This is a genomic window from Leeuwenhoekiella sp. ZYFB001, assembly GCF_011784865.1.
Lineage (GTDB): Bacteria > Bacteroidota > Bacteroidia > Flavobacteriales > Flavobacteriaceae > Leeuwenhoekiella > Leeuwenhoekiella palythoae.
In genome coordinates, this window is the sequence record NZ_CP050460.1 from 3,517,400 (window position 1) to 3,533,958 (window position 16,559).

The 16,559-nt window shown below is 41.2% G+C and carries 19 protein-coding genes, 1 tRNA gene and 1 riboswitch; of the genes, 8 read left to right on the forward strand and 12 right to left on the reverse strand.

The window, feature by feature from the left end; genetic code table 11:
• Positions 1-53: 53 nt before the first annotated feature.
• The 4 genes from HCN54_RS15115 to HCN54_RS15130 all read right to left on the reverse strand — a co-directional run bounded on the left by HCN54_RS15115 (position 54) and on the right by HCN54_RS15130 (position 3,577).
• Complete coding sequence (locus HCN54_RS15115; RefSeq protein ID WP_167598443.1) at positions 54-1,043, reverse strand: aspartate-semialdehyde dehydrogenase; 990 nt, start codon at positions 1,041-1,043, stop codon at positions 54-56.
• A gap of 297 nt (positions 1,044-1,340) precedes the next feature.
• Positions 1,341-1,760: a large conductance mechanosensitive channel protein MscL gene (mscL, locus tag HCN54_RS15120; RefSeq protein ID WP_072980997.1), complete on the reverse strand. Its 420-nt coding sequence runs from the start codon at positions 1,758-1,760 to the stop codon at positions 1,341-1,343.
• A 77-nt stretch (positions 1,761-1,837) separates the two neighbouring features.
• Entirely contained in the window at positions 1,838-2,935 is a 1,098-nt protein-coding gene (alr, locus tag HCN54_RS15125) for an alanine racemase (protein ID WP_167598444.1), read from the reverse strand.
• Positions 2,936-3,577 carry a thymidine kinase gene (locus HCN54_RS15130; protein WP_072981001.1) on the reverse strand — a complete coding sequence of 214 codons (642 nt, stop codon included), beginning with the start codon at positions 3,575-3,577 and terminating at the stop codon, positions 2,936-2,938. It abuts the gene before it with no gap.
• A 101-nt stretch (positions 3,578-3,678) separates the two neighbouring features.
• Here HCN54_RS15130 and HCN54_RS15135 point away from each other — a divergent pair, with 101 nt between their 5' ends.
• A complete protein-coding gene (locus HCN54_RS15135; protein WP_167598445.1) occupies positions 3,679-4,557 on the forward strand; it encodes a hypothetical protein in 879 nt (292 codons plus the stop codon).
• Positions 4,557-5,234, forward strand: a complete 678-nt coding sequence (gene rsmI / locus HCN54_RS15140; protein WP_167598446.1) for a 16S rRNA (cytidine(1402)-2'-O)-methyltransferase — start codon at positions 4,557-4,559, stop codon at positions 5,232-5,234. The genes HCN54_RS15135 and rsmI overlap by 1 nt, the downstream gene beginning before the upstream one ends.
• Here the strand turns inward: rsmI and HCN54_RS15145 are convergent.
• Together HCN54_RS15145 and HCN54_RS15150 are read right to left on the reverse strand one after the other, a co-directional pair.
• Entirely contained in the window at positions 5,231-5,650 is a 420-nt protein-coding gene (locus HCN54_RS15145) for a hypothetical protein (RefSeq protein WP_167598447.1), read from the reverse strand. The genes rsmI and HCN54_RS15145 overlap by 4 nt on opposite strands.
• Positions 5,647-6,054, reverse strand: coding sequence for a hypothetical protein (locus HCN54_RS15150; RefSeq protein ID WP_167598448.1), 408 nt, complete (start codon positions 6,052-6,054; stop codon positions 5,647-5,649). Before HCN54_RS15150 ends, HCN54_RS15145 begins: the two co-directional genes overlap by 4 nt.
• A 91-nt stretch (positions 6,055-6,145) precedes the next feature.
• Here HCN54_RS15150 and HCN54_RS15155 point away from each other — a divergent pair, with 91 nt between their 5' ends.
• From HCN54_RS15155 to HCN54_RS15165, 3 genes are all read left to right on the forward strand, one after another.
• Positions 6,146-7,744: a hypothetical protein gene (locus tag HCN54_RS15155; RefSeq protein WP_167598449.1), complete on the forward strand. Its 1,599-nt coding sequence runs from the start codon at positions 6,146-6,148 to the stop codon at positions 7,742-7,744.
• A 61-nt stretch (positions 7,745-7,805) separates the two neighbouring features.
• A complete protein-coding gene (gene recJ / locus HCN54_RS15160; RefSeq protein ID WP_167598450.1) occupies positions 7,806-9,497 on the forward strand; it encodes a single-stranded-DNA-specific exonuclease RecJ in 1,692 nt (563 codons plus the stop codon).
• Positions 9,498-9,558: 61 nt separating this feature from the next.
• A complete protein-coding gene (locus HCN54_RS15165) occupies positions 9,559-9,906 on the forward strand; it encodes a hypothetical protein (RefSeq protein WP_167598451.1) in 348 nt (115 codons plus the stop codon).
• On the opposite strand, the gene HCN54_RS15170 is transcribed toward HCN54_RS15165, so the two are convergent.
• Positions 9,903-10,682 carry a UDP-2,3-diacylglucosamine diphosphatase gene (locus HCN54_RS15170; RefSeq protein ID WP_240924899.1) on the reverse strand — a complete coding sequence of 260 codons (780 nt, stop codon included), beginning with the start codon at positions 10,680-10,682 and terminating at the stop codon, positions 9,903-9,905. The two genes, HCN54_RS15165 and HCN54_RS15170, sit on opposite strands and share 4 nt — an antisense overlap.
• A gap of 9 nt (positions 10,683-10,691) precedes the next feature.
• Positions 10,692-11,144, reverse strand: a complete 453-nt coding sequence (locus tag HCN54_RS15175) for a 6-pyruvoyl trahydropterin synthase family protein (protein WP_072981013.1) — start codon at positions 11,142-11,144, stop codon at positions 10,692-10,694.
• Between the two features lie 247 nt (positions 11,145-11,391).
• Between HCN54_RS15175 and HCN54_RS15180 the strand changes: the two genes are divergently transcribed.
• Positions 11,392-12,039 carry a 2OG-Fe(II) oxygenase gene (locus HCN54_RS15180; RefSeq protein WP_167598452.1) on the forward strand — a complete coding sequence of 216 codons (648 nt, stop codon included), beginning with the start codon at positions 11,392-11,394 and terminating at the stop codon, positions 12,037-12,039.
• Positions 12,040-12,043: 4 nt separating this feature from the next.
• Here HCN54_RS15180 and HCN54_RS15185 read toward each other — a convergent pair whose 3' ends face one another.
• Together HCN54_RS15185 and HCN54_RS15190 are read right to left on the reverse strand one after the other, a co-directional pair.
• The gene (locus tag HCN54_RS15185) at positions 12,044-13,378 is read right to left on the reverse strand and encodes an MATE family efflux transporter (protein WP_167598453.1); all 1,335 of its coding nucleotides are present in this window, start codon (positions 13,376-13,378) and stop codon (positions 12,044-12,046) included.
• A 43-nt stretch (positions 13,379-13,421) separates the two neighbouring features.
• Positions 13,422-13,925 (reverse strand): GNAT family N-acetyltransferase, encoded by a 504-nt coding sequence (locus HCN54_RS15190; protein WP_167598454.1) that lies wholly within the window; start codon positions 13,923-13,925, stop codon positions 13,422-13,424.
• Positions 13,926-14,091: 166 nt separating this feature from the next.
• On the opposite strand from HCN54_RS15190, the gene HCN54_RS15195 reads away from it, so the two are divergent.
• Both HCN54_RS15195 and HCN54_RS15200 read left to right on the forward strand, forming a co-directional pair.
• Positions 14,092-14,165: transfer RNA gene (locus HCN54_RS15195), tRNA-Ala, on the forward strand.
• Between the two features lie 118 nt (positions 14,166-14,283).
• Positions 14,284-14,637, forward strand: coding sequence for a hypothetical protein (locus HCN54_RS15200; protein ID WP_167598455.1), 354 nt, complete (start codon positions 14,284-14,286; stop codon positions 14,635-14,637).
• On the opposite strand, the gene HCN54_RS15205 is transcribed toward HCN54_RS15200, so the two are convergent.
• On the reverse strand, positions 14,634-15,944 hold the full coding sequence (locus HCN54_RS15205) for a voltage-gated chloride channel family protein (RefSeq protein WP_167598456.1): 1,311 nt from the start codon (positions 15,942-15,944) through the stop codon (positions 14,634-14,636). The genes HCN54_RS15200 and HCN54_RS15205 overlap by 4 nt on opposite strands.
• Before the next feature lie 46 nt (positions 15,945-15,990).
• Positions 15,991-16,055: riboswitch (Fluoride riboswitch) on the reverse strand.
• 80 nt (positions 16,056-16,135) lie between these two features.
• On the reverse strand, positions 16,136-16,525 hold the full coding sequence (locus HCN54_RS15210; RefSeq protein WP_167598457.1) for a hypothetical protein: 390 nt from the start codon (positions 16,523-16,525) through the stop codon (positions 16,136-16,138).
• Between the last annotated feature and the right edge of the window lie 34 nt (positions 16,526-16,559).

A 16,559-nucleotide genomic window follows, 5' to 3' on the forward strand; every position in this document is an offset into this window, starting at 1 on the left:
ACCTCCGAAACGCCAGGTCTCAGAGGTTTATGTAATTATTAGGTTCTTTTGAATTAAACCAATTCTTTAGCCGCTAGATATTCAGCGATTTGAACCGCATTAGTGGCTGCACCTTTTCTTAGGTTATCTGCAACCACCCACATATTTAAAGTGTTTTCTTGAGAAAAATCACGACGTATACGACCTACAAACACATCATTTTTACCTTCAGCATAAATAGGCATTGGGTAGGTATTGGTATCCGGGTTATCTTGAACGGTAACTCCATCTTGCGCCTGAAGCAGTTGGCGAACTTCCGCCAGGTCAAAATCATTTTCAAACTGCACGTTAATCGCTTCAGAATGGCCACCCACAACCGGGATGCGCACCGCTGTAGCGGTAACAGCAATGGTTTTATCACCTAAGATTTTCTGAGTCTCGTTAACGAGTTTCATTTCTTCTTTAGTGTAACCGTTTTCGGTAAACACATCGCAAGCAGGGATTGCATTTCGGTGAATAGGATACGCGTAAGCCATATCACCTTGCTCACCTTTGTATTCATGTTCTAATTGCTGAACCGCTTTAACTCCGGTTCCTGTAATCGACTGATACGTAGAGATCACAAGACGCTTGATCTTGTATTTCTTGTGTAAAGGCGCCAAAGCCAAAACCATCTGAATGGTAGAACAGTTAGGATTAGCGATAATTTTATCTGAGTCTTCTAATTCTGAAGCGTTGATCTCAGGAACAATAAGTTTTTTGTCAGGATCCATTCTCCACGCAGAAGAGTTGTCTACAACGGTAGTACCAACTTCGGCAAACTTAGGAGCAAACTCTAACGAAGTGCCACCACCTGCCGAAAAAATCGCAATATCAGGACGTGCTGCGATCGCATCTTCCATAGAACTAATGGTGTATTCTTTGTCTTTATAGGTAACCGTTTTACCTACTGAGCGTGCGCTGGCAACAGGTATTAATTCGGTTATGGGGAAGTTGCGTTCTGCTAATACTTGCAACATTACGTGGCCTACCATCCCGGTGGCACCTACAACAGCTACTTTCATAATTTTAATCTTTAGCGTGTGTCAATCTCAATATCCTTGAGAAAATTTAGTTTGTTAGTTCCGCTGAAAATCGGCCAGCCTGAAGGCTTTTAGCTTGCGGACGCCAAAAGTAGCAACACTTTATAAAAAAGCAGACTATCTTATTAAAAATATACACATTTGTTTAAAAAGTGACATTTTGTATGTTTTATAAACATTATGTTATTTATATAACAAAAAGAACCCCCGAATTTCTTCGAGGGTTTAGTTAAAATTAGTCTGCAGTGCAGCGGTTTGTGCCTTAAGGCACACGAGTCTTTATTTCTTTCTCAATTCGTCACGAATTTCGATAAGTAATTCTTCTTGAGTAGGTCCTTTAGGAGCAGCTGGTTTAGGCTCTTCTTTTTTCTTGGTTTTCTCATAACCTTTCAATAACCAGAAGATCACAAAACCGATGATGATAAAATCAATCACAGCTTGCAGGAAGTTACCGTAGGTCATAATTGCTCCTCCAGCTTCAATAGCAGCGTCAACCGTTTCGTATTCTCCGCCGTCCAGAGAAAAGAATAGATTGTTGACATTCTTACCTCCCATAATCACACCTATTACGGGCATAATCACATCTTTAACTAAGGAGCCTACAATTTTGTTGAATGCTCCACCTATAATTACCGCAGTTGCTAGAGCAACGATGTCACCTTTCATTAAAAAGGCTTTAAAATCTTTAAAAAATGCCATTATTTCGTTGGTTTAAGTAGTTAAATAAAGTTCTAATATAGGTAAATATTAAAAAGACTAAAAGCAGAAGCTGTTAGTTATTCTATAATTTTTCGTTGTACGCGTTGAGAGATCGCTGTAATCAACTCATACGGAATACTTTTTATGCGTGCTGTTAAGGCTACTGCCGAAGCATCCTTCCCAAAAATAATCACTTCGTCGCCTTCTTCGCAATCAATCTTGGTAACATCAACCATAATCATATCCATACACACATTGCCTATGATTGGTGCTTTCTTTCCTTTGATCATCACATAGCCGCGACCTTTACCGTAAGCGCGTGAAATACCGTCAGCGTGGCCAATAGGTAGTGTTGCGCTTCGCCCTAGTTTTGCAGCAGTATGCGCACGATTGTATCCTACCGTTTCTCCAATGGCAATATCATGAATTTGCGAAATAACCGTTTTTAAGGTAGCCACCGGTTTTAGTTTTAAATCTTCAGCTTGAATGTTTCCGTAGCCATAAAGGCCTATTCCGGTGCGCACCATATCAAACTGTGCCTGAGGATAATTTATAATCGCCGAAGTGTTGCTTTGATGCAACATCGGAGTATAGCCTAAACCGGCAATCATATGTCTTGCATTACTTTCAAAGGCGTCAATTTGCTGCTGGGTAAACGTGCGCTCATTCATATCTTCACTGGCTACAAGATGTGAGAACAGCGATTTAACCTTTAGCGCTTCGGTGGCGTGCAATTGTTCTAGAATATCTTTTTCATTCACATCTTTAAACCCTAGTCGGTTTAAACCGGTATTGAATTTTATATGAATGGGATAATCTTTTAAACCTTTTGCTTCAGCTATTTCGGTAAAAGCTTTTAGTACTCTAAAACTATAAATACTTGGCTCGAGCTTATGCTCAATCACCTGATCAAAATTTTCAATCTGCGGATGTAAAACAAGAATAGGAGTTTTGATTCCTGCATCGCGTAAAGCAACACCTTCTGGGGTATAAGCGACAGCAAAATAATCTATACCTTTTTCTTCCAGTTTACGGGCAACAGCTACAGACTCGCTTCCGTAGGCATAAGCTTTTACGACGGCGAGCATCTTTACATCTGGTTCTAGTTTAGACCGTAAATAGTCATAATTATGGCTTAGGGCATTTAGGTCTATTTCGAGAACAGTGTGCGGCATTTAGTCTTTTGTTTTTGGGTTTTTAAGTTCTTCGGGGTCTTTAACTTCTATAGTTTTTAGACGCTCTCGAAGCATTGCTTTATAATAAGCACTACGGCTTAGGGGTTCGTATTCTTCGGTTTCTCCCAGCAATACAAGATCATCGCTGGTAGCCTTTCTGTAGCTGAATTGCGCCAGATTTCCCGTACGGGTACACACAGCGTGTACTTTAGTAACATACTCGGCGGTAGCCATAAGTGCAGGCATTGGGCCAAAAGGATTTCCTTTAAAATCCATGTCAAGTCCGGCAACTATGACTCTGATTCCGCGATTGGCAAGGTCATTACACACCTTTACGATTTCTTCATCAAAAAATTGCGCTTCGTCAATACCTATCACGTCGCAACCGTCTGCAAGAATAGGAATATTAGCAGCGGCAGGTACCGGAGTTGATCTAATTTCGTTGGCATCATGAGAGATAACCAACTCGTCATCATAGCGGGTATCTATCGCAGGTTTAAAGATCTCAACCTTTTGTTTAGCAAACTTGGCGCGTTTTAGTCGGCGAATTAATTCTTCGGTTTTACCCGAGAACATAGAGCCGCATATGACTTCTATCCATCCAAATTGCTCTTTATGATTAACGGTATTTTCGAGAAACATTTCGTACTTTTCAACCTCTTAAAGGGCAAAGGTGCTATTCTTAGAGGGCTTAGCAAATTTATTAAAAACCCCAGCAAATAAACAGAGCAAACAAAAAACTTATGAAGAAGAAATTAAAATCTGACTTGGTGAGCCTGGCGCACAAGATTTTAAAACTTGACTCAGAGAGTGATTACGAGACCCTAAAAATTGAAGCTCAGAAGATTTATGAAGCACTATCAATTTTAGCTTATGTAGAAGCGCATTTTGACACTGCAAAACCTACCATAGGCAAAGCCGAAATCATCAAAGCTTTAGAGGAAGAAGATAGTGAAGTGATTGCTGAAAGTATACAGGAAATTCAACAAGAACAGGTTGATGAAACTCCGGCTGAAGCACCTCAAAAAGAAGAAACCGAATTAGAACGCATTGCCCGTATAGCCGCTGCTAACGAAGAACTCTTTGAGCGCTTAAGAACACCACAAGAAACACAGCCTAAAGCAGAAGACCCTAAACCAAAAGAGCAAAAAGAGCCCAAGATCAATCAGGCTTCGTTGCACGAACCGGTGATGGAAAAGATCAAAGATATTGTCGCTCAAATGCCGCCTGAAGCAGATGCTATTGAGGCGATGTTTCAGCAAATCACCCAAAAGCCTGATGTGGTTAAAAACGATAAAGACGAGATTGGTGAATATGGTCGCATTGCCGAGTTTGAAGACGATGCAAAACCACAGGAAAGCAAGCCTAGAAAACTGAACGACCGTATCTCTCGCGGACTTTCTTTTGGCCTTAATGACCGCATTGCATTTATAAAACATCTTTTTAACGGAAGCGATACGGATTATAATCGCGTGCTTTCACAACTCAACACGGCAAATTCAGAAGAAGAAGCGTTTAACCTTATCGACCAGATGGTAAAACCAGACTATAACAATTGGGACGGAAAAGAGATGTATGAGATACGCTTTAAAGAGCTGGTAGCCCGCAAATTTGACTCCTAATGGGTAAGCTATTTCTTGTACCCACACCCATTGGCAATCTGGAGGATATGACCTTTAGAGCAGTTAAAGTACTGCAAGAGGCAGATCTTATTCTTGCCGAAGATACCCGCACTAGTGGGAAGTTGCTTAAGCATTTTGAGATCACTACACAGATGCACTCCCATCATATGCACAACGAGCATAAAACGGTTGAGGGTCTTGTAGACCGCATCAAAAACGGTCAAACCCTTGCTTTGATAAGTGATGCAGGAACTCCGGCTATCTCTGACCCCGGGTTTTTATTAACACGCGCTTGTGTAGAAGCAGGCCTAGAGGTTGACTGTTTGCCGGGCGCTACGGCTTTTGTTCCGGCGTTGGTTAATAGCGGTTTACCTAATGATAAATTTGTTTTTGAAGGATTTCTTCCGGTAAAAAAGGGGCGACAAACCCGATTTTTACTTTTGGCGGAAGAAGAGCGCACGATGATCTTTTATGAAAGTCCGCACAAGCTGGTAAAGACTTTAAAAAATATGGTCGAATTCTTTGGCGAAGACCGAAGCATTTCGGTTTCCAGAGAGATCTCAAAACTTCATGAAGAAACCGTGCGTGGTACTGCAGCTGAGGTGTTAAAACATTTTGAGGCCAAAGCGCCTAAGGGAGAAATTGTGATTATCGTAGGGGGGAAGCCTAAAGGCTAAACGGTTTCCGAGGTGTGTTCAGTTTCGGGCTGTAATAAGTCTAGAAGTCGGTTTATGTCAGCTTTTGCATAACCTTCGATTCTAACTTTTTCAGACTTCTTTTTTGAGGTGTAAATGACCAAACGATCTTCGTAAGCCTCCACATATTTTATTTGAGAAAACCTGTAGTGGTAACTTCCGCCTTTTTCTAATTTAAAGGAAATCATCCGTCTGGTAAACCGTACATAGTTCTTCAGCTTAAAAGGAATAAAATGCGGAACAAACATGAGCAGCATACCCAGAGGTTGAATCACCGTCCCTAATGCCGTTTCTTTTAAAGCAAGCATTCCCACTAAAAACAGAACAAAGCCTACCGAAGGAACAGCTAGTCGCCAAGGCTCATTTTGATTGATAAAAGTGATTTTCTTAGCGCTCATGAATAGTTGTTTTTTAAAATCTTCTCAAAAAGAAGCACATCTTCAGTAGCGTAAGACTCTAGATTAAGCACCAATCCCGGACTTGCTTTAAATAAAATTTCAATGGATTTTCCGTTTACTTTAATTTTTGAGATCGCTTTTCTTTTTATGATTTTTTGAACCCCGGCAAGCTGCAGATTAATGCGTTTTTGGTCATATTGAACCCAATGTGCTTTTTGTTTGCGGTAACTATAGATGATAACGGGCAGTACACTAACCAGACTATTAATAATGACGTAGGTGCTTACATCTTCAGTTTCTGAAAAAAGAATTTTATAACTAGAAAAGCCCATCGCCAGCAGAACGACTCCTAAAATAAGTAGATTGCTTGTAGAAAAGGTTTTATAAAATTTAATGCGTTGCATCTGTATAGTATAGGTTTACAATTTACCTGATCTTGACCAAAAATAAAAGGGGTTATTTGTAACTTGGCACAACTCTCATTAATCTGGCACTATGCATATAAAATTACTCGTAAGCTTTTTGTTTTTTTCTGTTTTGAGTTTTGCTCAAGGAGTAGCTTTTAAAAAAGTAAATGAATTTTACTTAAAAGGCGATACACGAGTTATAGGCAATACGATTTTAGGCGATCATCCTACCCGTGCTTATGTGCGTCCTAAGGGCTTAAACGATCGTACAGAAATGGTGTATGTTGATGTAGATAAAAATGCTAACACCTTTAGTTCAAGTAGTGCCACGCTTACAATGCCTAAAGATGCCACTATTAAATATGCCGGGCTTTACTGGGCGGCTACGTATCCCGGAGAGCGCGGTAAACAACGCGTGCGCAATGACCGTATAGAATATAAACTCATTAAGAAACGTAGTAAACCTTTTGACCTTGTTAAACTACAGCTGCCCAACAGCAAAACCTACCATAACATTCAAGGGGAAGTCTTATACGATGGGATGCGCGATGAAGTTATCGAACTCCAGAATGCCGCGCCTTATGTGTGTTACAGCGAAATTACATCGCTTTTAAAATCTCAAAAAGCCTCGTCAGGCACGTACACTCTTGCAAATGTGACTGCATTAGAAGGCTATATGTACGGCGGAAGTTCTGCCGGATGGATGCTGTATATTATTTATGAAGATACGCAAGCACCTTTACAGTATTTTACGGGGTATCATGGGTTTAGCTTTATCAATCCGAATAATTCACAGGAGATAGACTTTAATAATTTTAGAGTAGTCGAAAACGGAGCCGTAAAAACCTCGATCACGCTGGCGGCTTTAGAAGGTGACCTGGTATTGCCCGGAGATGCAGTTTCAATTTTTAGCGAACGAGAAAACGAATTTTTAGAGCTTCAGAGCCGGGTGCGTTATGCCAATAACTTTTTTAATAGCAGCATCACGGTCAAAGACAAAAAGTATGTAAACAGAACTCCTAAGAGCTCCAATACATTAGGCTTTGATCTGGCTAAAGTGGATATACCGAATGAAAACAATGCATTGATCGCTAACGATGCAACCCAAGTAAAGCTTCAGTTTAAAACAGAATCAGACCGATTGTTTGTGTTTTTTAATGCTTTTCAAACCGAAATAAGCACTGCTTATTATCAGCGCGTGGTTGTAGAAGGCAAAGCTGATAGTATTCCATCAAAAATGCCGGTGGAAATTCCGCAGACCAAACAAGATATAGTAGAAGAACCTCTTCCTCAAACCGAAAGCCCTTCGGAAACCGAAGAAGAAGTACAACAGTACGGTAAAGACGGGGAGCCCATACCGTCTAAGTCTTTGAGCACTATTAAAAATAGCACAAGACCTCAGGCGTTGCAAGATATGCTGGCTTCCAAACCTTTAACTGTACCGGGAATGGATCAAGGTTATTACATCGTAAATCACGTTTTTGCGCAACGTGATAATGCATTGCGTTGGCAAGAAAAGATGAAATTAAGAGGTCTTACGCCCGTCAGGTTTGTAAATCCGGCAAACTACTATCATTACATTTATATTGATTACAGTGCCGACCCTGATGCCTTATACGAGCGATTGGTTGAGTATAGAAAGTTGAATGATTTTGAAGATGCTTGGATTATAAAAGTAAATTTGTAATCAAATAGCTGTTGGTTGAGACCAACGAGAATACGAATCCCGCTTAAAACTTGTTGCAGCAATGCGATGGACACTCAAACCTATTCCCGAAACCGAAAAAATCAATGCTTTTGCAAAGCAACTGTCGATTCCAGAAAAAATCGCGCAGCTTTTAATTCAGCGTGGAATAGACACATATGACAAAGCCAAAGCGTTTTTCAGACCTTCGCTTGATGATTTGCACGATCCGTTTTTGATGAAAGATATGGATAAGGCCGTCGCACGCCTTAATCTTGCAATTGCTCAAAATGAAAATATTTTGGTTTACGGGGATTATGATGTAGACGGGACAACAAGTGTTGCGCTGATGAGTAGTTATCTCCAGACGTTGCACCCACAAGTGGCGACCTACATTCCTGATCGCTATGCCGAGGGTTACGGTGTTTCTTATACGGGTATTGATTATGCGCACGACAATGACATTACGCTCATTGTTGCGCTTGACTGCGGTGTAAAAGCAATAGAAAAAGTAGCCTATGCCAAGAAGCTCGGGATCGATTTTATTATTTGTGATCACCACCGTCCCGGTGCTGAAATTCCGGAGGCTGTTGCGGTTTTAGACCCAAAACGGGAGGATTGTGAATATCCGTACAAAGAGCTTTGCGGTTGCGGTGTGGGTTTTAAATTGATTCAAGCAATGGAGCAGGAGAAGGGCCTTCCGGTTAAAACTTTGGTGCCTTATCTTGATCTTGTGGCAACTGCAATAGGAGCCGATATTGTACCCATTACCGGTGAAAATCGCGTGTTGGCATTTTACGGTCTTGACGTGATCAACACCTTGCCTCGAACCGGAATTCAAGCTTTGATCGAAAATGTGAACAAAGACGAACTCACAATCACCGATGTGGTCTTTATCATCGCACCACGCATTAACGCGGCGGGAAGAATCAAACACGGTCTACACGCCGTAGAATTACTTACCGAACAAGATTATGATCGTGCACAGGAAATCGCTTCAGGGATCGAAGGTTTTAACGCAGAGCGGAAAGATCTTGATAAGGTAATCACGCAGGAAGCCTTATTGCAGATTGAAACGAATAAGGAAGAAAACCGAAAAACCACCGTGGTTTTTCAGGAGAATTGGCACAAAGGAGTCATTGGTATTGTAGCCTCCAGACTAACCGAAACCTATTACCGCCCAACCTTAGTATTCACGAAAAGCGGAGAAAAGTTAGCCGCGAGCGCGCGTTCAGTAAAAGGTTTTGACGTGTATGATGCTTTAGAGCAATGTAGCGAACATATTGAGCAGTTTGGTGGGCATAAATATGCTGCCGGACTTACTTTAGCCGAACATCAATATGAGGGTTTTAAAAATAAGTTTGAGGAGGTTGTGGGCAGTTCTATAGATGAGCGCTTGCTTATTCCTGAAATTACTATTGATGCGGAGCTAGAACTTGATGACATCACTCCAAAATTTTACCGTATCCTTCGGCAATTTGCGCCGTATGGTCCGGGAAATATGACACCGGTGTTTATGAGTAAAAACCTTACCGATACCGGTTTTGGTAAATGCGTAGGCGCAGATGAAACGCATTTAAAATGTAGCGTAAAGCAAAAGGACAGCCAGACTATTGGCGCCATAGGTTTTGGGTTAGGTTCCAAATGCGATTTGATTCAGCATAGAAAACCATTTAAAGCTGCTTACTCTTTAGATATCAACGAATGGAATGGCACCAAGAGTATTCAGTTGAAGCTTCGGGATCTACAAGAATAATTAGCATTCTATTTAGATTTGTTCTAAATAACTTTAGTATATTTGTTTCAAACCTTAGGTTATGAAGAATATTGATATCATTTACCGCAACGATAGTGGCATTTCCTTTTACTGGAAAACTTCAAAATACAGCAGTATTAAAGCGCAGGTTGTTTTTAGGGATATGGGTTTTTATTTCTCACTAGATCAGCTTAAAGAATTTGCACATTTAACTCAAGATACTTTAGCGCAATACACCTGTAAAGACTGTCCTGCTCCAAGAGAATGCCGTTCCTTATTGCTCAAAACCCCGTCTCCGGATGTAGATTTAGCGGTAAGTCGTGATGAGGTTTATGAGATTCAAGACCTTTTAGATCAGACCATTTTAAGAATGGAAATGCATTTCTTTATGCAAACGGCTTTAAACTAAATGCTGTATTCTTTTAGCTGAAAAAAGTTCCCATCAAAAACACCGTAAGTGTAATGTGTGATCCAATCGCCTAGATTGTAGTAGGTTGATTGAGGACCTACTTGGATTTCCATAGGCAAATGCCGATGGCCAAAAATGAAGTAATCATAATGTGCGGTTTCTAATTTCCGCTTTGCGTATGCAGCCAACCATTCATTTTCTTCACCAAGGAAATTTTGATCGTCTTCTCCGCTTATCAGTTTATTTTTTACTGAAAGATGCTGTGCTACTCGCACTCCAATATCAGGATGCACCCAACGAAATAACCACTGAAAGAACGGCGAAGTAAACACTTTTTTCATTCGTTTGTAGCCCTTGTCTCCAGGGCCCAGACCGTCGCCGTGGCCTATAAAAAAGCGCTTGTTGTTCAGATCAAAAATGCGGGGCTCGTGATACACAGGAATGTCGAGTTCGGTTTTAAAATAATCTTTCATCCACAAATCGTGATTTCCTACAAAAAAGTAGATCGGGATGCCCTTATCGCGCAGTTGCGCCAGTTTGCCTAGCACGCGTACAAAACCTTTAGGAACCACGGTTTTATACTCAAACCAAAAGTCAAACAGATCACCCAATAGAAAAATCGCTGCAGCATCTGCTTCGATCGCGCTCAACCAAGCGATAAATTTTTTCTCGCGGGGTTTGCTCGCTTCAGCAGTAGGTGCGCCCAAGTGATTGTCACTAGAGAAATACACCTTTTTTCCTTCAGGGATATGTATTGCTGTTATGGCTTGATTCATACTTGAAGATTACGCATTATCAGCGGCATACCATTCAGCAAAACTGGTATCGGTCTCTTGTAATTTCAGTGAAAATAACGTGATGTTTTCCGGAAGGTGTTTCTTTATTTTTTCAGCAAAATCAATCACCATCATCTCGCTGGTGGGTTGATAATCTACCAGCAACACATTGTGACCACGGTCTGAAAGCTCTTTGGCCAGCTCAACGTGCGGTGTGTTTTTATTAAAAACCGTGGCGTGGTCAAACACATCTACGATCTCACTTTTCACAATTTTTTTTAGGTCACCAAAGTCGATCACCATCCCAAACTTCACATTGTTGTTGTCTGAAATAGGCGTCCCGATCACCGTTACCGAAAGCTTATAACTGTGCCCGTGTACATTGCGACACTTACCGTCATAGCCATAAAGCGCGTGACCGGTTTCAAAAGAAAACTGTTTGGTGATGCGTATGTTGCTCATAATTACTTTTTAAATTTTCTAACCAAAACCACTACTATGAGTGCAATCGCAAAGATCAAGTATATGCCGGTTCCGCTTAAAAACTGTAAAATATCCATAAATGATATGATTAATTAGGCAAAAGTAACAAAGTCTAAGCGCCGTACCTAGAAAATAATCAAGGGCTTGAAAATTGCGAAATTCGCAATGTTTTTTGTGCGTTATTTGCGCGCAATTTTCGATCTCATTTTTGAGGATTTTGACGCCTATGAACACGCAGCTTTTTGAGCAGGTAGATTTTATTGAAAACCCAGCCTACGAGCAGGTAATCACAGATTTACTAGAATGTAATTATGCCATTGTTGATGACTTTTTTTCTTCGGAAGAAATTGAGGAATTAAGACAATCGCTAAAGGAAGTTTACGAGGCAGACAGTTTTAAAAAAGCAGCCATTGGCAACAAGTTTAATGAGGAGATCGATAAAACCATTCGAGGAGACTTTATTAAATGGATCAATGAAGCCGAAGCCAGACCTAAAGAACGTCTGTTTTTTGAGAAGATCAATGATCTTGTAGCTTATCTAAACCGCACGTGTTTTTTGGGAATTCTTCAGAAGGAATTTCACTATGCGATTTACCCCAAAGGTACTTTCTATAAAAGGCATCTGGATACCTTTCAAAATGACGATCGCCGTAAACTCTCGATGGTTTGTTATTTAAACGACGACAGTTGGGTGGCGAGCAATGGAGGCGAACTCACGATCTATTTACCTGAAGGAAACGGAGAACGTGCGCTTGATATTATTCCTAAACCCGGGCGCGTGGTGATTTTTGAAAGTCAAATTCTGGAGCACGAGGTAAAGCCGGTATTGGCTTCAGAGCGCTTGAGCATTACAGGCTGGTTAAAGACCCGATAGCTTTTTAAGCGACTTTTGGTTTAAAGCGTTTTCTGAATTTGAGAATCAGCGCGCCGCTTCGCACCATCATCCAAACGGAAAAGGCGATCCAGACCGCGTAGAGTTTCAGGCCAAAATAATCTCCTATAAAAATAGCGGGAACAAAGCCCAGAAATGTGGCGGCCATCAGCACGTTGCGCAGGTATTTCATTTCGCCCATTCCTTTAAAGATTCCGTCAAAAATAAAGGCGAGGGCGTTTAAAGGCTGCATAAGAATTACCACAAAAAACAGCGCTGTAAATCGTGCGATCACTTCGGGTTCTTTGCTGAAAATTAATCCGATAGGTTCATATAAAAAGGCGGAGATAAGCATCAATCCGCCGGCAATGATCAGGCTGTATTTACTTAGTTTTTTACTTAATTCCCAAAGGCTGGTATAATCTTTAGCGCCTAGAAAACGGCCTGCGAGAATATTTCCGGCAGCGGCATAGCCATCAATAAAAAATGCCGAAAATAACCAGATGTTGATCAAAATAGTTTGTGCCGCAATGTAGGAAGCGCCATAATCTGTAGCAAACGAATTGGCGAGATATAAGGCGAGATTTAAAGCGATGGTACGCACAAAGAGGTTGAGCGCCATACCCACGAGCCTCCATAGTTCGGGATGAATCGGAAAGCGCAGTTTTAGGCTTACGTTGGTTTTGATAAGCACAAGAATGAGTGATAAAACCGCCATTAACGCCTGCGCGCCCAGACTGGCATACGCAGCACCTTCAATCTGCATTGCGGGAATGTAGCCCTCGATTCCATAGACCAAAATAAAGTCAAGCAGAATATTCACACCGGCACCAATTATCGCAACCACCATAGGCCAAAAGGTGTTTTGCAATCCTCTAAAAATGCCAAACACAGCAAAGGTGAATAAGGTGAGAGGGAAACCCCAAACCCGAATTGAATAATACTGCACGCAATAGTCGAGGATGAGCCCCGATGCGTTGTACAGTGAAAAAATAGCTTCAATAAAAGGAAGCGTGGTAACCAAGATTACAACACTCAACAGGATATTGAAATAGATCGCTTGCGCCGGAAGCGTGCTGATCTCGTCAATTTTATCGGCACCATAATACTGCGCGATAATGGCTTGCAATGCGCTACGCGTTTGGCCTAAAATCCAAATAAGTGCCGACAAAAACGAACCTACAATACCCACTGCGGCGAGGACTTCTGTAGCATTATCGGGCACATTGCCCACCACGGCCGCATCTGTAGCAGAAAGTATAGGTTCTGCAATACCCGCCAATAACGCCGGAACAGCAAGACGGTTAATATTTTTAAAAGAAAGCGGACTGGTTGTGGTCATGAGTTTTATTGTATGGCGAAAATAAGATTTCTAAAGCCGGTATTTACAACACCAGTTCGTAGCAGTAAAACGGAAATTCACTTTGCTTAGGAAAATAGACCGGATCAAGTTTTTGATAACCCCGTTTAGTATAAAAAACATTATTCCTCTCATTTTTACTGAAGGTGTCCAGCCTAACGGAAGCAAAACCGTGCTCTCGGGCATAATCTTCTGCAAATTGCATCATTTGCTGTGCGATTCCCTGACCCTGCGCTTCAGGATGAACCGCTAGCCGGTGAATGTAGATACAACGGGCTTCAGAAGGTGTCAGCCAGGTGATTTCCTCATAAATCTCATCTTTCAAAGTGGAAACCACAACAGTACCCAGAATACGCTCTTCGTGAGGGTAGATGTAAAGTTCGTTGCGTTTAATATCTTCTTCAAAAGCTGCGCGCGATGGGTAGTGTTCATTCCATTGGTAAATACCATTAGCGATCATTGTCTTTGCGCAAGCGGCGGTCACTTGCAAGATTTCATCAACATCTGCAGAAGTAGCGGGTCGTATCATTTAGGGAGGTTTTTTGCAAAAATGAGGCATTTACGCTGAATGTAAAAAGCATCAGCAGCAAAAATGATAATTGGGATGTTTATTAAGGAATTTGGTTATATTTACGCCCTCCAAATGGGGATGTAGCTCAGTTGGTGTATAGCCGAAAAACTTAGGCGCAAAAAATGGGGATGTAGCTCAGTTGGCTAGAGTGCTTGACTGGCAGTCAAGAGGTCGTGGGTTCGAATCCCATCTTCTCCACAAAAGAAAACCTGAAGCAGTTCTGCTTCAGGTTTTTTGGTTTTATACGATGTTGATTTACTTTGCGTTATACATTTTGAGTTGGTATTAGCAGCTCACAAACTAATCAACGCGCAAAATGAATGTCAGACCCGTATTAATTTCTATTTTAATTTATTTACCCTCAGTGTTGCTCGCTGTCTTTTATGTTCCAACGGCGCTAGACAAATTGCTTGATCCTCATCAAACAGGAAAAATTGTACAAAGCAGTGCGGTGATGCTTACCGCAGGAGTTTTTATTCTTACGGGACTTGCCTTATTTTATTATCACAAAACAATGCTGTGGGGCGTAACGATGCTTTCGCTTTATATGCTTCCGGTTATTGGCATTCACCTGTATAAAGGCAAACCCGCCGAAGTATTAATGCTTATTCTGACGAGTACGCTTTTTGCAGCATACCTTAGAAAGCCAGAAGTGTTTGCGAAGAATTAAAACTCTTTATTTGCTCTTTTCTCGCTGATTTCAGAAAGCAAACTGCCTTTTTCGTTGTTGTAATGGCTGTTTTTAGGACTTCCGATAATTTGCGCAGCGTAAACTCCTGAATGACCAGAAAAGAGGTAAGCGGTGCTACACGCAATGGCGATAAATACGCCAGATTCGATCCCAAAAAGTTCGATACCCATAATGGTGCACGCAATGGGTGTGTTGGTCGCGCCGGCAAAAACAGCAACAAACCCCATACCTGCGAGAAGATCCATTGGTAAGGGAATAAACCAGATCAATGCATTTCCTAAAGTTGCACCAATGTAGAACAAGGGAGTTACCTCGCCACCTTTAAAACCGGCTCCCAGTGTAAATGATGTGAACAATACTTTGACTAGAAAATCATATTTGTTCATCGCTTCGCTAAACGAATCCACAATGGTGGGAACTCCAAGTCCTATGTATTTTGTGGTGCCTATTAAATACACAGCAATGGCGATCACAACACCTCCAATAAACGGTCTTAGCGGCGGATACTTAATGTATTTTTTGAATTGCGAACTCCAAAAATGTGTGCTTTTTGAGAACAGCATACTCACCAAACCGAAAATAATTCCGGCGAGAAGTGCCCATAACAGATTGGCCGGGTTCATTTCGGCAATTGAATTGATATGATAATGCGTGTGACCCACATTCCAGGCTTGGCAGAAATAATCGGAAAGCACGGCGGCAAGAAAACTCGGTACAATAGCATCTAGCCGAATTCTTCCGAGAATAAGAACTTCTAAAGCAAAAATCCCTCCGGCGAGCGGTGTTCCAAAAACCGACGCAAAACCGGCACTTATCCCGGCGATGAGTAGAATTTTTCGGTCTTGATTATTCAGCTTAAAAATTTTGGTAAACTGATCGGCCACTGCGCCACCTATTTGTACTGCCGTACCTTCACGACCGGCTGAACCTCCAAAAAGATGCGTGGCGATGGTGCCAAATAATACCAAAGGCGCCATTTTAAACGGAATCACTTTTTTGGGCGTATGAAACTCTTCCAGCAATAGGTTATTTCCTTTTACGACGCTGTTTCCATAGAGATGATAAGAAAGACCAACAAGGAAACCGCCAATAGGAAGCAACGCAATAACCCATAAATGTGCTTCTCTGTAATTGGTCGCCCATTCTAAACTGAGCAGAAAAAATGCCGAAATACTTCCTGCAATCGCCCCGATCAATGTGCAGATAATAATCCATTTAAAAAGATAAACCAGAGAAGGAATTTGCTCGATTGAAGTGAGCGAGCGCTTGAATTTGTCTAAGTTCATACTGCCGTATATAAATGATTCTACTTTGACCTCGCGTTTGCGGGCCGGTTAAGTAGAAGTCATCAGCTTGCTAAGAAGCGGTTTGAGGCAGACCTCATTGCCTGTGATTGAAGCAACAAAGATAAAATAAATCTTTAAAGCGCTTGATGAAAACAGCTTTTACTGAATAATCAAGATTTAATACTTCGATTCTATTTATTCTGCTCAAACAAAGCTTTTACGTGCGGCTTGTTGATCTCAATAATTGAAAAGATTCCCAGAAGAATTCCCAAAATACCGGTAAGGCAATTGAGAATGGCAACAATAAGCACAAAGGTATAATTGCGTGCTTCACCAATGTATTTAGCGCCCATTAGGGTTACAATCCCAAAAATTAAACTCACGACAAAGCCTATTCCGCAAATGATGCCGAAAAATGTAGTCATATCAAAAGGTGTCTCGGTATTTTGGTTTACTTCAGTGAAAATAAAATTCATAAAGAATCCGTAGCCTATAAAGAAAACTGCACCTAGAAGGTTGAAGATACCTTTTATGATGTAAAGTATGCGGTAGGTGTTGAGGTTGTTGGTTTGAGTTTCCATAATTTGATTGATGTTGATGATTTAAACTATAGGT